Genomic DNA, 15,370 nt, shown 5'->3' with positions numbered 1-15,370 from the left:
GTCATAGACCTACTGCTCTTCATTGCACTCACTTACTGGTATATCTTATTGTAGTATTTATTTGGACGGATACGGAAGTAAGCCGACAACAGGATGCGGGATATACCCTTCTTCCAGAGAAGTTACTTCTTCTGGAGTCAACGTTATAGCAAGAGCGGCTACTGCATCTTCCAAATGAGAAGATTTGGTTGCTCCTACGATTGGAGCACTCACCGGTTGCTTTTGTAACAGCCAAGCTAGAGCGATATGGGAACGTGGCACACCGCGTTTTTGTGCAATATCAGCCACTTGATCAATAATGACACGATCTGCATCTGCTGTAGCATCATATTTAGATTTTTGCACTTTATCTGTTGTTGAACGCTCCGTCGTTTCATTAGGATCACGTGTTAATCGTCCAGAAGCTAATGGACTGTATGGAATTACGCCTATACCTTCTTCGATACAAAGCGGTAACATTTCTCGTTCTTCTTCACGATATAACAAATTCAAATGATTCTGCATCGATACAAAAGAAGTCCAATGATTGGCTTTAGCAGTATCAATAGCTTTCAAAAACTGCCAAGCATACATGGCAGATGCTCCAATATATCTCGCTTTACCAGCTTTAACGACATCATGTAATGCTTCCATCGTTTCTTCAATCGGCGTCTCATAATCCCATCGATGGATTTGATACAAATCTACATAATCTGTACCTAGACGTTGAAGACTTTTATCAATTTCACTCATAATCGCTTTACGAGATAATCCTCCGCCGTTAGGCCCTTCATGCATTTTGCCATGAACTTTAGTCGCGAGTACAATTTCATCACGATTCGCATATTCTTTCAGTGCGCGTCCTACAATCTCTTCACTAGCACCAAGAGAATATACATTAGCAGTATCAAAAAAGTTGATTCCTAGTTCCAAAGCTTGCTTGATAATCGGACGGCTTTGCTCATCGTTAAGTACCCACGAATGAACCCAACGGTTGGGATCTCCAAATCCCATACAACCCAAACAAATACGTGATACATCCAGACCTGTATTGCCTAATTTGATATATTCCATTACGATTCTCCTCGCTTTCATATACTCAGATTCAAAAGTACTTGCTTCGTTAATGAACAGATGTCTATAATAATAGACACATTAAACAGGTTATCGTATGCAACTGCTTAGATACATTATGCAACATCATTTACAGGCATCGTTATCACATTTATCTTAAATGATTGCCTAATTCTCTTATATCCAATATTTAGTAAATCAAGCATAATCAATAAGATTTTAATGTTATACGAATGTAGGGTAAGCGATTTATTACATATTTACAAAGGAGGAGTTCGGTATGTCTCAAGAAATGCAAAGAAAAAAAGATGAACTTGCTCGCTTAATCAAACGTCATTCTACTCTTGAAGGTGTTCAAGAAACAGCTATTTCTTCATTGTTTTTTATACGTTATTTGCATACCTCAGAACCAGATTATCGTGTAGCACGACCTGCACTCTGCTTTATTGCGCAAGGCTCCAAAGAAATTTATTTAGCCAAAGAACGATTTTCGTACAATCCGAATGATTATCTGGTCGGTTCGATAAATTTACCTGTAGTAGGTCAGGTTATCAAAGCTTCTGCGGAAGAACCTTATGTAAGCTTTAAGCTTGAATTTACTCAACAGCAGATTTTAGATGTGCTCAATGATTCTTCGCTTCAGTCAGTAGCCCATAACAATGCTGGACGTGCACTATTTGTCGGTCAGATCAACGCTGGCTTGCTTGACTCTATTCTTCGGTTAGCTCGTCTGTTGGATCATCCTGAAGATATTCCATTTCTAGCTCCGCTATGTATCAAAGAAATATTATATCGATTGTTACAAGGAGAATATGGAGCTACACTCGCTCAGATAGCAATGGAAGGAAGCAGTACGTATCGTATTCAGGATGCTATTCAGCACATTATGGATCATTATGATCAATCGTTATCAATCGAAGGTCTCGCTGAAGTAGCCAGTATGAGTGTCTCTTCATTCCATCGTAACTTCAAAGAAGTCACAGCAATGACCCCTCTTCAATTTCAAAAGCAATTGCGATTACAAGAAGCAAGACGCTTATTATTATCTGAATCCGCAGATGCCGCTGATGTGGCTTTTCGTATAGGTTATGAAAGTGCTTCTCAATTTAGTCGCGAATATGCGCGTATGTTTGGCTCACCACCACGTACCGATATTAAGCGTCTCAAAGAAAAATACGAACTTACGTTTAACTTATAGAGGTATAGATATAATTTAAGAAAGCTTGGTGCACTGGTTATGTCCAAAATCGATCGCCGTATTCTTAAATCACAAGAAGCGATGAAAACAGCCGTTATTGAATTAATGACTGAGAAAAGATTTGATGAAATTACACTGCAAGATATCTCGGATCGCGCCAATATCAGCCGGGGAACGATCTATCTTCATTATGCAGATAAATTCGACTTACTTAATAAGCTGATAGAAGAACATATTCAGAAATTAAGAAATATTTGTCGTTCTGTAGCTGATCTTGATTTTAGAGAAGCGATTTTGCCCTGGTTTGAATATTTAGAACAAAATTATCTCTTTTTCTCAACGATGTTAGCTAGTAAAGGTGCTACTTCTTTTCGCAACCAATTTGTTGAATTTCTTAGTGAAGAATTTGAAAATGAAGTTAAACAATCTGGCGAGAAAAATGCTAGTGTTAGCAAAGATATTCTTTTACAATTTATCGTTACTTCGTATGTAGGCATGACAGAGTGGTGGATTGTGAACAAAATGCCTTATTCAAGTGAAGTGATGGCTGATCAAGTAGGTTTATTACTAGATCGCAACTTATAGGGCTTTCTAAATGCATAAACATATATGAGTTATTGAACATATATACATTTATTGTTCATTAATAGACAAATCGCTCTTTTTTATCGATTGTAAGCAATCTTATTTTGGTGATAATATACAGGTGTATATTAAAGTATAGATGTTTGGTTGATCCGTAAAATGTGTTATACGTTTAATATACTAAAAAAAATCGAACACTTTAGCATTTCAAAAGAAATTGATATTGCTTAAGGAGAAGGAGCAGAGAAACTTATGTGCAAAACACACGTACTCAGTGCTGCAAGTCCAAAAGCACCATTTGAGAAAACAACGATTGAACGGAGAGAATTACGTCCAAATGATATTTTGATTGATATCAAATTTAGCGGTATCTGTCACTCGGATATTCATAGCGCTTATGACGAATGGGGCGGCGGTATTTTCCCAATGGTTCCAGGTCATGAAATCGCTGGTGTGGTTGAAGCAGTCGGAACAGATGTAACTAAATTTGCTGTAGGCGACCGCGTAGGTGTAGGTTGTTTTGTAGATTCTTGTGGCGAATGTGAATATTGTCTACAAGGTGACGAGCAATACTGTACCAAAGGTGTTGTCCAAACATATAACTCTAGAGACTATGATGGTAACCCAACTTATGGCGGATACAGCCAAAAAATCGTTGTTACTGATCGTTTTGTAGTTAGTATTCCAGAAGCATTAGGCTTGGATGTAGCTAGTCCACTTCTATGTGCTGGAATCACTACGTATTCTCCTTTGAAACACTGGAATATCGGCCCTGGTAAAAAAGTAGCAATCGTTGGTGTTGGTGGTCTAGGTCACCTTGCGATTCAATTCGCTCATGCACTAGGCGCAGAAGTAACGGTATTGAGTCGTTCGATGAGTAAAAAAGAAGAAGCAATCGGTTTTGGAGCAGATCATTATTATGCAACAGGTGATGCAGAGACATTTGCAACACTTGCGAACAAATTTGATCTGATCTTGAACACAGTGTCTGCTAACCTTGATGTGAATGCTTATCTTTCTATGCTACGTGTAGATGGAACGCTAGTAAATGTAGGCGCACCTGCTGATCCAGATCAATACAGTGTATTCTCACTAATCATGGGTCGTCGTAGCCTTGCAGGATCACTTGTAGGTGGTATTCCAGAAACGCAAGAAATGCTTAACTTTGCAGCAGAACATAATATCGCTCCAATGATCGAAGTGATCGGTGCAGATTATGTAGGCGAAGCTTACGAGCGTGTAGTAAACAGTGATGTACGTTATCGCTTTGTTATTGATATCGCTACATTGTAGAATATCAACGTATATTTGATATGAATTTGATATAAAATCTTCTATATAGGTATATTAAAAAGAAGCCCTTCGATTGCGAGGGGCTTCTTTTTGATGGTTGTATTGTATCGTTATTAGCTGAGTATTATTCTGTAACTTTGAGCAATATCCATTTTTGATTAGTGCCACCGTTGTCTGTCCACTGAATCACATCGCCACCATTACTGGTTGAACCACTACTAATATCAGCGACTTTGTTACTGTTACGGTTCACTAATTTCAATGTATTATCTGTAAATGCAGGTTTCCACTGTTGATTAGTGCCACCATTATCTGTCCACTGAACGACATCGCCACCATCGGCTACCGATTGAGCAGATACTTCAAGTGCTTTCCCTGTTTTGCGGTTAATTAATTTGTAATAACCGTTGGTAGTCGCTACGAATTTCCATTGTTGATTCGTTCCTCCAATATCCATCCATTGAATCACATTCGCTCCATCTGCTGTCGATGCTTCGCTGACATCAAGCAGTTTATTACTGTTCTGGTTGACGATTTTGTAATACGAATTTGCATCTATCGTTGTCCCACCACCTGTAGCACCAGAGATCCCTGTGATCACAAATGTACTGACCGAATTAGCAGGTTGAGTATTGGTGAATTTCTTATTAGCTAGAGATAATCCGCTAATTGGCGCCATATTTTCAGAACTGCTTGTCCGATAACCGGTTACATTGCCAGTCAACGTAGTGAATTGAGATAGATCGTAATTGACTGTATTCGATGATGTTGTGCTATTGACAGTGACAATTACTAATTTTTTGCCTGTTGTATCATAAGCCGCTACCGAATTATTATCGACAATGTCAATAATTTTGTATCCCGGACGTATAAATTTGCTCCATTGTGCCATCATATGATATTTCTTTTTAACAGTGTATGTTCCTAGATTAGCACTGGCATTATTCAAATCCGTTTCGATCATACCCCAACCGCCCGGTGTCTCTACCGCTTGCCAGTAGACCCATGCACTATTTTTCATATATTTCAGATCCGATAAAATTGTACGGGACAACGTCATCCCTGTATCATCACCGTCACCATGCTCGGAATTCCAAAGTCGCTTACCATTAGCTGAAGTGTTCAGTCCTGTGCGGTCACTACCCTGATACGTATGGGTATTGTATTGCACTAATTTGGACTTGGTAGCCGCTGAATAGCTATCAATACTTTGACGAGTCAGATCAATACTTGTTTCTTCAGGAGCACTAATACCTGTAGCCAAACCTTTGGCTGCTATCGCACTGGATAACTGCCCGATCATTACTTGTTGATTAGGGGCAAACATCACGTTACCTTCTTGACGATTGCCGAAATACCAATAATCTGAACTGGGTTCGTTAAAAGCAGACAATGTACGGAAATTGATGCCCCATTGATCCCTGAACTGTTTGGTGACTGTTGTAAGATAATCGGCAAAATCATCATACATATCATCTTTCAGATTTTCAGCAGCATTCTGATTACCCGTAACACTTCCACTTTTCGTCATCCACCACGGTGGTGAATTGGAAAAGGCTTCGGCAATAAATTCGCTGGATGGGATGCGAGATTTGGCTGCTTGTAAGATCGAGCGCTGATTACTGTCTCTTGTCCAATCATAAGCAGATGTTGCTGAATCTTTGAAACCCGGAATACGTGCACGCAGTTCCATATGATTCGGATAGGCTGGATTCTCTCCGCCACCGATATTGTAACGAACAATATTCATTTGTAGTCCGTTACTGCCAAACAATTTGTCCGCATAATCATTACGTACCGATTCAGAAGCACCACCTACCCGATTCGCCCACCATGCGAGCGATGTTCCCCAACCTTCCCATGTCTGATACTGCACATTCGGATTAACCGTTGCATTATAACTTGCCGCAGACGCATTTTTCATCGGAACCACTCCATACGTTGTGATTAGTAATGCCAGGATAAGCAGGCTGTGGTTAAGTATTGCGAACCGTTTTTTGTACTTTTTTTTGGTCATTTAACATGTCCTCCTTCAGATGATGTTATTAAAATAGTATTTATGTATACGCTTACAAAATGGTGTGTAAAGAAGAGATCGATTCGTGAAGAACGATCTCTTTTCTATCATACACAGAATTGAGAGCTATTTCAATTATTTTACAATTTAAATATTATTCAAAATAATTCTCCTTTATTATGTTAGATTTACTTTGCTCTTATTATAATGTTGACCTTCGTCCAATCGCTAATATAGTTACATTCCAAGCGACTTAGTAACTAAATATAATCCCTCGTTACTTGGAGCAATGTGAAGTTTCAATAGGATTTTAGCTTAAAGAATTTCTGAAAGTAACCATTGCATGTAGAGCGTTCTCAAAATAGCGATAGACTTCATCTGCAACTCTCAGAAACTCCTCAACATCTATATGACTACCCAGGTAACAAGCATATAGATAATCCACTAAAGCAGGGTCAATCTTACAATAGTCTAATATGGCATTCTTCATCTTAACCATATCATCTTCCCACACACCTGTATCTTCTAAAACCAAAGAGTATAATGCACGAAGTAATCGCTTAGAGTAACCTTTTATATATCTCATTTGCATTGTGTGATCACTAGCATTAGAAAGTGAATGATGTATACGATCTATCTCTTCTTTGGTGTCTGTATTTAAGTCTACAATGAACGTTGGAGAAATGATGATCGGAGGTACTTGTTCACCAATGTCTTGACCATATACACAGACACAAATGATCTTCACCCAAAACCCCCACTCATTTGGTTTACTTAATATATCATCCAACGAGCAAATGATCGTATCGATCTTAGTGACTACTGGATATTCTTCTAACAGTTTATCTTTAATCTTTGACAGTCTTTCATAATCTATATCGTGTGGATCTTCGCATACAATCGTAAAATCTGCATCCGACTTAAAAGGTGTAGCCGTTCCTTTTGGAATCGAGCCGCACATATAAATGCTGTGAATTTTATCTTTGAATTCAGTTAGAATGTTATCGACATATGTATCAACAAAATCTTTATATTCTTTTTGTATTGTTATCTTACGTATGACTTTTTCTAATATCATATAGACTCCTCCTAGACTAAAATTTCTTGCTGATAACGTGTAGCTTTCCTAATTTTCAAAAAGTTTAAGTGATCCAATGAAACAGATCGGTAGACTGAGGCAATTAAATGAGTCACCTAAATTCACACTTCCACTATCTCACTTGATGAACAAGAAGCACATCCAACAATATAAAATGTTTTATTAGCAGATATACTAGCTTCTTTTTGTTATCGCAAAAGTTCTGTAATTGCTCTTAAAGGTTTTAGGGTATCACTGTATGTATCACTTGTTAATGCAATAACTATATTTTGAGAATGATCTATACAGATATACTGCCCGCCCATACCCATAGCGAAATAAAAAGGGCGATCTAATGATCTACCTGATACCCACCAGTGATGACCATAATAACCGATGTCATCATATGTCAAATACTTGGGTGTGGTTGAAGTAGCTATCCATTCCTCGCTAAGTAATTGTCGCTTCCCACAACGTCCTTTGTTTAAATAAAAGCAGCCGAATTTGTGCATATCTTGTATAGACATATGTATCCCAAAACCACCAATATTCACTCCCTGAGGATCTACATGCCATATAAAATCTTTCATTTTCAAACTAGAGAAAAGATATTTGATTGCGAAATCTTTGGCGCTCATTCCTGAAACCTGTTGAAGTATCGCTAATAATAGATGGCTACAGCCAGAATTATAATTCATTCTTTCACCAGGCTCAGCGTTTAATGGACGTTCTAATATATAATCAACCCAGTTCGAACTATGTATCATGGCTGGCCAGCCATTCCATTCTCCTAATTCTGGCCAATCAAATCCTGCACTCATGCTCAATAAGTGCTCAATGGTAATGCTCTGCTTCCGAATATCTTGATCCTGTTGAAGAGATGGAAAGTACTGAACAATCGGCGTATGAAGATCTGAAATTAATCCTTGTTCGACAGCAATTCCAATCAAGCATGAAGTAATACTTTTCGTACATGAATTGATTTTGTGGAGCTTGTCTTTGGATTTATTGTTTCTAAAATATTGAAGTACAATATCTGAACCCAAACTTACCAAACAGCTTTCAATCTTTTCTTTTTTCAAATAGCTAATAAATGATTTAATTTTGTCATCGTTGATTTGAGACTGATTTAGAGATTCAAGGATCATAGGTTTGCTCCTATTCATTATTCTGAGGATCATTTGAAGATTTATGTTTTATATTCGTGAGAAGAGTGATACAAAAGATCAAAAAATGACTTTCCTGAAATACTCCATCTATAAGGTATTCGCGAAATGAATCAACTCCCCTGCTTGTTAGCTTAATAAATTGAATCAATAGTTAAATGCTTATCTAATCGGTAATCGGAACAAGAACTGTACCAATAAAACAAAAAAGCCGCTAAAATATAGCGACTTTTAGTAGATACGGGTTCTTTTCCAATGACAACAAGAACATAGTCCCTTATAAGACATAATGTTGAATAAAGCATTATGGTGTAGTTGAACAACTTTAGCCAGTTACGTTTTCTTAATTCCGTTGATGAGTGCATTGACGGAAATTCGTGCTAAATGCTCAATTCCACCTGGTCGAGACGTGATCGGTTGCATATGGTTTTCGATAATTAAAAGAGCTGTTCCATGAATCGTAGACAAAAAGATACAAGTCAGTTCTTTGCTATCATCCGATTTCAATGTACCGCTCTCTTGACCTGAGACGATTACACTTTCAATCAAGCCAAATACCTTCTTGGAAGTTGCATAGAGGGACGGATACGCATTGTGATCAATCGTCAATCCGCTAAACATTTCCCGTACTGACCAGGGATTCTTGACGGCGAATTCGACGTACGCCAGACTAATATTTTGCAATTGGTCTGTAGGATTAGCCTCGCTCATATCAACTGCGTGTTGCAAAGAATTGTATAACTGAGAGAAGCCCTCTTCAATAACTGCGGCGATGAGCTCACCTTTGTCTTCAAAATGACGATAGGGTGCGGCATGACTTACGCCAGCTTTGCGAGCCACCTTTCGTAGATCCAACGCTGCTACCCCACCTTCGGCTAGAAGTTCCAATCCAGCTAAGGTTAGTGTTTCGCGAAGATCTCCATGATGGTAGGGACGTTTTTTATCCAATAGATATCATCCTTAATAATAATATGTTGACAATGTAAGCAAGTATGTTTACGATGTAAACATGTTAAGAAACACTGTTTCAGTACAATATACACGAAATGGAGGTTTTTTTGAAATGTCAGATAACTCTACAAGCAATATTCAGGAAAAAATGCATTACATGTTATGGTCAGTGCCTCCTAAAGAATCTCAACAGGATATGACCGCAGAACAACGCAATATTTTACAACAACACTTCGCCTATTGGACAGATAAGCAGAATCAGGGGATTGCACTTTTTTGGGGACGAGTTCTAAAACCAAATGATCCTCATGGAATGGCGATCATCGAAGTTGAGAATGCAGACGAAGTCACGCAACTCATCAGCGAAGATCCTGCTGTTATCGCAGGAATGATAACGGTGGACTTTTTCCCGATGATGGTTCCGCCCAGAACAACGAGCACAAACCTAACGTGATATGAGATAGCGTTAACGCCATCTTTCGAAGCTTACAGGACAAGTGGCTGTGTTCAATAGAACATCTCGAACCGGAGCTATATTACAAGTGCATAATGAACGAAAGTGAACCTATATCTATGGCGCGTGAGGCTTATGCTAACCGCTTAGCCACTCGGAATGTAATTATTAACTGAACATTCAGCCACCAAGCTCCAAAAATAAAGCCATGCTTAATTCTCAATTAAGCGCGTCGTTTCTGTAAAGATCGTTAGTGATTTAAGAGAAGAAGTGAGTTGAAGACTTAGCTTAGGTGGTGTTGATCGCCTGACTTCGCTTTCTGGCTTCTTCTCTTCTGGCGATTCAAAGGTTACCAAGTCTCGCTGCATGAATATTATGTTATCTGAAGAAATCTATTATCCTAAATTACTCACAAAATCTTTATTAATTCTAAATTTGCATACGTATGTTCTGAATATTCACTGTCTCCATAAATTCCACATACATTATTAAATCCAGATTGTATCCAGAACTTTATAGCTAGCCAATTCTTTATTGAAACATTGATTCGTATTTCTTTATATCCTAACTCAGTAGTTAATTCGGTAAATTGATTTATGACTTCTTGTCCAAACCCTTGTTTTTGAATACTTTTATCAATATACAAAAATTCAAGGTATATACATTCAATAGCTGGATAACCATGATACACACTTAATATTCCTATTATTTTTTGATCTTTATTGTTTCGAATAGTTTGTATTCTATAGTTTTCTACTTTCCCATCAGGAGGCAGATGGCCCTCAAAGAAACAATTTTTTATGTGTTCTGGATTGTATTCTTGGCCATCCCACTGGTTCATATATCTACTTGTCTCATATAGATCTTGTACTAAAGAGATTTCTTCTTCTTTCAAATTTGACATCATAAGCCTTTGAGAATTCCATTTATCTAAGATGATTTTCATAATTTTATTCCTTCTTTTTTTAGCCACTCTTCAGATTCTTTGAGATAACGTTCCTATATTCACAATCTGGCGTATACTATACATTCGACCAATACTCACAGCGTGGACATTATGTTTATAATAAATCGTGCATCTTGAGTATCTACCACAATGTTGTTTTATTGATTGTCTTAATTAGTAACCTCTATGCATAATATCCGCCTTCTAATAAGTACTCTTTTGTCTCTTTATAATGTTTGTAAATTTTGCTAAATGCTCTATTTGCTTTATGCTGAGATTCTGTATCACTAATACATGGTTTAATCACTTTCACCACTTCTTTCATATCAGTGTTAAATGAAGTTTCCCCTGATAGTAATTTTTCTAAATCTAATTCAAATAAACCTTCAAAATTTTCGGAACAATCCCCATACATGTATAATGCTTTAGTACCATTCGTTCGAAGTAACTTGAAGTCAATACAAAACGCCATAGAATTTAACACCTCTTTCTTTAATTTATTGATTTTCTTAAAAATCTTTCAGATTTTATAGCCCTATTAAAGTAATAGTCTCGTTTTCTTCGAGTTCGTTTTCAATCCAGTCGATAAGTTCTTCAATAAATCGCATTAGTTTTAAAACACCTATCTTCTTATACTGTTCCAATTGCCATTCAGAAACGGATTCCTGCAAAAAGAATGTAGAAATATACGTTTTTAGCCTTTGTCTATCTTTACAACCAATTATTTCTCTTATTTTTGACAATTCTTTTAGGATTGAATACCACTGAGTTTTTTCGATTTCGAACCGTTCAAAGCCTGTATAGCATTTAAACCCATTACGAATAGCTGGAGCGATCAAACTAAAAGAATCATCATTGATATAAATAGATTCTTCATTTCTCTGTCTAAAAATCATCTGATTTTGATATTAATAGTCTTATGATAAGTGAATATAATATCAATAAGGTTTCTAATTAAAAAAGACAGTTCAAAAAAAATTTTTGCTCTATTATCATTTTCTAACAGCTTTTTATAATAAGAAGGTCTATAAGTAACATTTAAATCAAATAATAATACACACCGAGTTAGAAATAATTCTATCTTTTTAAAGTTCCCGTTTTTATACCAGTAATTTAATTTTTTCGTTATTATTTCACAATGCTTAGAGTCCTTCTTAAAATAAGAGATGACAATTTTAGTGCCACCATCTTCAGGAAAAATATTCATAAATAATTTTTCTTTTATGTGTCCTCCGTATCTGTATTTCATATAAGAATAGGGAAAGAGCGACACACATGATATAAAATGAATCTTCGTAAGAATTGTGTATATTTCGGTATTTAGCACTTCCCATTCACTCTGCATATAGGCTTCTTTAAATTTCAAAAAATATGCTTCCTCTTTCTCTTTATTCAAATCATATACTGCATCAAATGCTAAATGATGTCTCAAACTTATTTCAGAATCCCCTACTTGCATTGAATGAATGTATTTAAATAAAAATGATCTAAATGCAATTTGAAAGCATTGTTCTGGATAGTCTTTATTTTTTTCGTTAAAAGTTATTTTGTTGTCGATTTTATTGAATAATGTTTTATCATGGTGACCACAAAGTAAGTTTTTAGTGTTAGCTGTATTACTTGTTTTAACTTCTTTAAATGAATCTTTAAGCTCACTCACTTCAAAATTTTTCTTTTTTTCATAATACTTTGTACTTTTAAGATCACATACCATCACTAAATCATCATCAGATATCCTACTTAGATAATCTTTTTGTGCAATTACATGACTATCTATGGTTTTCTTGTTTTTTTATGCTAACAAATATTTGTTTCTAAAAATAAGCAATCTTTCTGCGCATCCATCTGTTTTACTCGATTCAAGTTTTTTTCTAGTCTTTTTCTTTGTGTCATCTTCAATGTCCTTTCACAGTATGAAATATCAGATGCATTTTGAAGAATTGCGTACAACGTTCCTGTATTCATGACCTCAGCATATGCGGAGGTGTTTGGCTGCCGCCTATACTTCCCCCGACTTCCTTTCATGCCAGACTGATGCTATATGCTCAATGCATGAATATTAAGTTAGGCGAAGTTCATACTTTTCGACTTGTAAGAGCTTTATTGAATTTTTATCTTGTTATGCCACTTAGTAAAATTAGATTTTTTATTAATTGTGATTTCTTCAATGATATCTATTAAGTTAGGAATTTCTTCTTTTATTAAAATTTCTTTTACTTGAGAGGGGAAACGAGGAACTATGTTTGAGTTCATTTTTAAATATTCCCTTTTAAAAAATCGATCTCTTAGTGGTATAAACATTTTTCTGCTTTTTTTGCTTAGTGAGTTATACTGAGGATTCGATCCAGAATTAAATTTAGAAACATAAATTCTGCCTTTGCAAATATTTAATAATTTTGCAGTATTCAATTTTAACGTTACCATATCATACTTGCTATAACTTTTTAACATATTTTCTTTATATTTTTCATCCGCCCATAGAAAAACATGGTTATCAAGATGTAAGTAAAATCTGTTTCTAAAAGTATTTGATTGATGCAAAAAATACTTTTTTTGTATATTTATTTGAGTATTAGGATAATATTCTGTTACTATACTGTTTTTATTAATCAGTACCTTTTGAGGTGTATTGATATATCTTTTTGAAGAGATTGATTGTGCAGTGAGATTATTTGTTATAATGTGCTTTTGAGCTTCATTTACTGATATCAACGCATTAAGCTTCATAATGTTTAAAAAATTCTCCATCCTAGTAACATGAAACAAATAAGGTTTAGACTTAATAAATTTATTCTCAAAATTCAATAATTTATCCAATTTATTTTCTCCTACTCTTTATGGATTTGGCTTGTAGTTTATTTAGAATTAATAAATCATATTCAAACTAATATCAGTATTCTGAGTGTATAATCTATTTAACATTTTAAAGGGTGTAGTACTCCTATTTAAAAAATACTTATCAAAACTCAATTTATTTTTTAATAAGTTCATCTCATATTTTTCAATGTAACGTTTATCAACTAAAATACCTTTATACTTTGAAAAATCTTCGTTTGATTCAAAAAAAGCCACTTCTTGAAAGCTAGATTTTACTTCTTCAATCTCCTTTAATTGATTTTTAATTGTATTCACATGCAATTTAACACCAGAAGACATAAGTTTCCTATAGTACTCATGTATATCAAATAAATCTTTGATATATGATCTGATGTGATGAACTATGTTTAAGTCATCACTATTAAACTTTTCTAAATCCTCTTTATTCTTAATTTTATTTTTAAAATTATCATTTTGCTTCAAGTCGCTATATCGTATATTCACAATTATTGGTGCGATACTAATTTCCCCTGCTAAAGGTTCAACTAAAGTTATTTTTCTTATTAAAAGTCCTCTATGCTGATATATATTCCTGATTAACTCAAGCAATTGATAGCTCACATTACTATCGTACTTCTCACTTTTATACTTCTTTAAATTTTTCTGTATTTCTTCATTTGTTGAGTTCTTAAATATTTTTGTGGTATCGTAATCTATCTCATCGATATACATTCTTGCGCTTGCTGTAAAATTGAGAAGCCGCCTATTTAAAAGATTTATTCCTTCTTGCCCTATTTCAATTTGAGTCTTCTCTGCGCTCACTGAGATACAGTTTTGATATATATCATACATGTCTTTTTCAAATTCATAAAAATTATCTAGCAGAACTCTAAACTTTTCTTCAAACCATATAAACTTTAGTAAGTTCTCGTACGCATATTTAACTTTTTCATATTTAACCTTTTCTAAACATTCAACTCTATTCGTTAGCAGATCCCAATCAGTTTGATACCCAAATTTATTCATATATTTCCTCCTGACTGAATTTCGCATAGCGTTCCTTTGTTCACATATGGGGCATATATAAATATAATGTTATAGAATGCCAGCAACCTCTTGAAGTTTCAATCACAAATAATTATAAAATTAAATCTTACTGGTTGATTAAAATATCAGTCTCTATTCATATCTTTATATCTTCATCTAAATCTTCTGCTATCTCCATATCAAAGAAAATGTTTAGTTTATCAATTATTTTAAGATTTTCTATTCGTAGTTTCTTATTATAGATTTCTTCATAATGCTCTTTAATTTCAGCCAGTATTTCATATTTCTTCAATTCTGAATTTAGAGCACTTATATATTCATTAGCTAATGCAGAATCAAAGTTTAAAGGTTCAATATCTCTTATGAAATTTAAAAGAACAGTTTCGTCAGATGTATTCATCGAATACACAAGTATCTCTTTCCAAACAATGTTATTGTCAAAGAAGTCATACTTCTTTTCTTGAAAAATGATATCTGTTTTTGAATCGAACCGCAGTTCGTAAGTATACATATTTCGTGAACTGGATTCATATGCTATTATTCCATATTATTCCTCGCATAACGTACCAACCACTTTTCCTATGAATTTTTTGAATCTCCATTTATTTGAATTTGCAAAAAAACTCTCAGATTCAATATTTGTGTTTAGATATTTCTCTAAAAAAGTAACTAAAATTTCTTTCTCCTTGCTATATGCCCATAATGCTAATTAAAGAATACCGATCATACCTCATCTTAGTATAGAAATTACTTAATAGTTGAAGA

At 35.0% G+C, this 15,370-nt stretch carries 16 protein-coding genes; 4 read left to right on the top strand and 12 right to left on the bottom strand.

Translation table 11 applies throughout. The features are described from left to right. Positions 1–57 precede the first annotated feature (57 nt). A complete protein-coding gene (locus ACFSGI_RS10640; RefSeq protein ID WP_204824111.1) occupies positions 58–1,053 on the bottom strand; it encodes an aldo/keto reductase in 996 nt (331 codons plus the stop codon). Between the two features lie 280 nt (positions 1,054–1,333). Here ACFSGI_RS10640 and ACFSGI_RS10635 point away from each other — a divergent pair, with 280 nt between their 5' ends. The 3 genes from ACFSGI_RS10635 (at position 1,334) to ACFSGI_RS10625 (ending at position 4,129) form a co-directional block, all read left to right on the top strand. After that, positions 1,334–2,251, top strand: coding sequence for an AraC family transcriptional regulator (locus tag ACFSGI_RS10635; RefSeq protein WP_204824110.1), 918 nt, complete (start codon positions 1,334–1,336; stop codon positions 2,249–2,251). Positions 2,252–2,290: 39 nt separating this feature from the next. Further along, the gene (locus ACFSGI_RS10630) at positions 2,291–2,836 is read left to right on the top strand and encodes a TetR/AcrR family transcriptional regulator (RefSeq protein ID WP_204824109.1); all 546 of its coding nucleotides are present in this window, start codon (positions 2,291–2,293) and stop codon (positions 2,834–2,836) included. A gap of 252 nt (positions 2,837–3,088) precedes the next feature. Further along, positions 3,089–4,129 (top strand): NAD(P)-dependent alcohol dehydrogenase, encoded by a 1,041-nt coding sequence (locus ACFSGI_RS10625; RefSeq protein ID WP_204824108.1) that lies wholly within the window; start codon positions 3,089–3,091, stop codon positions 4,127–4,129. Positions 4,130–4,253: 124 nt separating this feature from the next. Here ACFSGI_RS10625 and ACFSGI_RS10620 read toward each other — a convergent pair whose 3' ends face one another. The 4 genes from ACFSGI_RS10620 to ACFSGI_RS10605 form a co-directional block, all read right to left on the bottom strand. Further along, complete coding sequence (locus tag ACFSGI_RS10620) at positions 4,254–6,146, bottom strand: RICIN domain-containing protein (protein WP_204824107.1); 1,893 nt, start codon at positions 6,144–6,146, stop codon at positions 4,254–4,256. A gap of 310 nt (positions 6,147–6,456) precedes the next feature. Next, a complete protein-coding gene (locus ACFSGI_RS10615; protein WP_204824106.1) occupies positions 6,457–7,224 on the bottom strand; it encodes a nucleotidyltransferase domain-containing protein in 768 nt (255 codons plus the stop codon). Between the two features lie 209 nt (positions 7,225–7,433). Continuing rightward, a complete protein-coding gene (locus ACFSGI_RS10610) occupies positions 7,434–8,372 on the bottom strand; it encodes a serine hydrolase domain-containing protein (protein WP_204824105.1) in 939 nt (312 codons plus the stop codon). A 351-nt stretch (positions 8,373–8,723) separates the two neighbouring features. Beyond that, a complete protein-coding gene (locus ACFSGI_RS10605) occupies positions 8,724–9,278 on the bottom strand; it encodes a TetR/AcrR family transcriptional regulator (RefSeq protein WP_379283945.1) in 555 nt (184 codons plus the stop codon). 175 nt (positions 9,279–9,453) lie between these two features. On the opposite strand from ACFSGI_RS10605, the gene ACFSGI_RS10600 reads away from it, so the two are divergent. Further along, positions 9,454–9,795, top strand: a complete 342-nt coding sequence (locus tag ACFSGI_RS10600) for a YciI family protein (RefSeq protein WP_204824103.1) — start codon at positions 9,454–9,456, stop codon at positions 9,793–9,795. A 409-nt stretch (positions 9,796–10,204) separates the two neighbouring features. Here the strand turns inward: ACFSGI_RS10600 and ACFSGI_RS10595 are convergent, their stop codons facing one another. From ACFSGI_RS10595 to ACFSGI_RS10565, 7 genes are all read right to left on the bottom strand, one after another. Continuing rightward, on the bottom strand, positions 10,205–10,741 hold the full coding sequence (locus tag ACFSGI_RS10595; RefSeq protein WP_204824102.1) for a GNAT family N-acetyltransferase: 537 nt from the start codon (positions 10,739–10,741) through the stop codon (positions 10,205–10,207). 184 nt (positions 10,742–10,925) lie between these two features. Beyond that, a complete protein-coding gene (locus ACFSGI_RS10590) occupies positions 10,926–11,213 on the bottom strand; it encodes a hypothetical protein (protein ID WP_204824101.1) in 288 nt (95 codons plus the stop codon). 55 nt (positions 11,214–11,268) lie between these two features. Then, complete coding sequence (locus ACFSGI_RS10585) at positions 11,269–11,637, bottom strand: hypothetical protein (protein ID WP_204824100.1); 369 nt, start codon at positions 11,635–11,637, stop codon at positions 11,269–11,271. Further along, a complete protein-coding gene (locus tag ACFSGI_RS10580) occupies positions 11,634–12,455 on the bottom strand; it encodes a hypothetical protein (protein ID WP_204824099.1) in 822 nt (273 codons plus the stop codon). The genes ACFSGI_RS10585 and ACFSGI_RS10580 overlap by 4 nt, the downstream gene beginning before the upstream one ends. A 386-nt stretch (positions 12,456–12,841) precedes the next feature. After that, a complete protein-coding gene (locus ACFSGI_RS10575; RefSeq protein ID WP_204824098.1) occupies positions 12,842–13,558 on the bottom strand; it encodes a DUF7002 family protein in 717 nt (238 codons plus the stop codon). Between the two features lie 48 nt (positions 13,559–13,606). Next, positions 13,607–14,584, bottom strand: a complete 978-nt coding sequence (locus ACFSGI_RS10570) for a hypothetical protein (RefSeq protein WP_204824097.1) — start codon at positions 14,582–14,584, stop codon at positions 13,607–13,609. A gap of 157 nt (positions 14,585–14,741) precedes the next feature. Beyond that, on the bottom strand, positions 14,742–15,005 hold the full coding sequence (locus ACFSGI_RS10565; RefSeq protein WP_204824096.1) for a hypothetical protein: 264 nt from the start codon (positions 15,003–15,005) through the stop codon (positions 14,742–14,744). Between the last annotated feature and the right edge of the window lie 365 nt (positions 15,006–15,370).

Origin of the sequence: Paenibacillus nicotianae (genome assembly GCF_042681745.1) — a bacterium.
Taxonomy (GTDB): domain Bacteria; phylum Bacillota; class Bacilli; order Paenibacillales; family Paenibacillaceae; genus Saccharibacillus; species Saccharibacillus nicotianae.
The sequence above is the reverse complement of the archived record's forward strand: the minus strand, read 5'-3'. Positions and strand labels throughout refer to the sequence as shown.

Excerpts from the sequence above, each read along its gene's own strand:
- ACFSGI_RS10640 (WP_204824111.1), bottom strand. The coding sequence starts at position 1,053 with ATGGAATATATCAAATTAGGCAATACAGGTCTGGATGTATCACGTATT.
- ACFSGI_RS10635 (WP_204824110.1), top strand. The coding sequence starts at position 1,334 with ATGTCTCAAGAAATGCAAAGAAAAAAAGATGAACTTGCTCGCTTAATC.
- ACFSGI_RS10630 (WP_204824109.1), top strand. The coding sequence starts at position 2,291 with ATGTCCAAAATCGATCGCCGTATTCTTAAATCACAAGAAGCGATGAAA.
- ACFSGI_RS10625 (WP_204824108.1), top strand. The coding sequence starts at position 3,089 with ATGTGCAAAACACACGTACTCAGTGCTGCAAGTCCAAAAGCACCATTT.
- ACFSGI_RS10620 (WP_204824107.1), bottom strand. The coding sequence starts at position 6,146 with ATGACCAAAAAAAAGTACAAAAAACGGTTCGCAATACTTAACCACAGC.
- ACFSGI_RS10615 (WP_204824106.1), bottom strand. The coding sequence starts at position 7,224 with ATGATATTAGAAAAAGTCATACGTAAGATAACAATACAAAAAGAATAT.
- ACFSGI_RS10610 (WP_204824105.1), bottom strand. The coding sequence starts at position 8,372 with ATGATCCTTGAATCTCTAAATCAGTCTCAAATCAACGATGACAAAATT.
- ACFSGI_RS10600 (WP_204824103.1), top strand. The coding sequence starts at position 9,454 with ATGTCAGATAACTCTACAAGCAATATTCAGGAAAAAATGCATTACATG.
- ACFSGI_RS10595 (WP_204824102.1), bottom strand. The coding sequence starts at position 10,741 with ATGAAAATCATCTTAGATAAATGGAATTCTCAAAGGCTTATGATGTCA.
- ACFSGI_RS10590 (WP_204824101.1), bottom strand. The coding sequence starts at position 11,213 with ATGGCGTTTTGTATTGACTTCAAGTTACTTCGAACGAATGGTACTAAA.
- ACFSGI_RS10585 (WP_204824100.1), bottom strand. The coding sequence starts at position 11,637 with ATGATTTTTAGACAGAGAAATGAAGAATCTATTTATATCAATGATGAT.
- ACFSGI_RS10580 (WP_204824099.1), bottom strand. The coding sequence starts at position 12,455 with ATGGTATGTGATCTTAAAAGTACAAAGTATTATGAAAAAAAGAAAAAT.
- ACFSGI_RS10570 (WP_204824097.1), bottom strand. The coding sequence starts at position 14,584 with ATGAATAAATTTGGGTATCAAACTGATTGGGATCTGCTAACGAATAGA.
- ACFSGI_RS10565 (WP_204824096.1), bottom strand. The coding sequence starts at position 15,005 with ATGAATACATCTGACGAAACTGTTCTTTTAAATTTCATAAGAGATATT.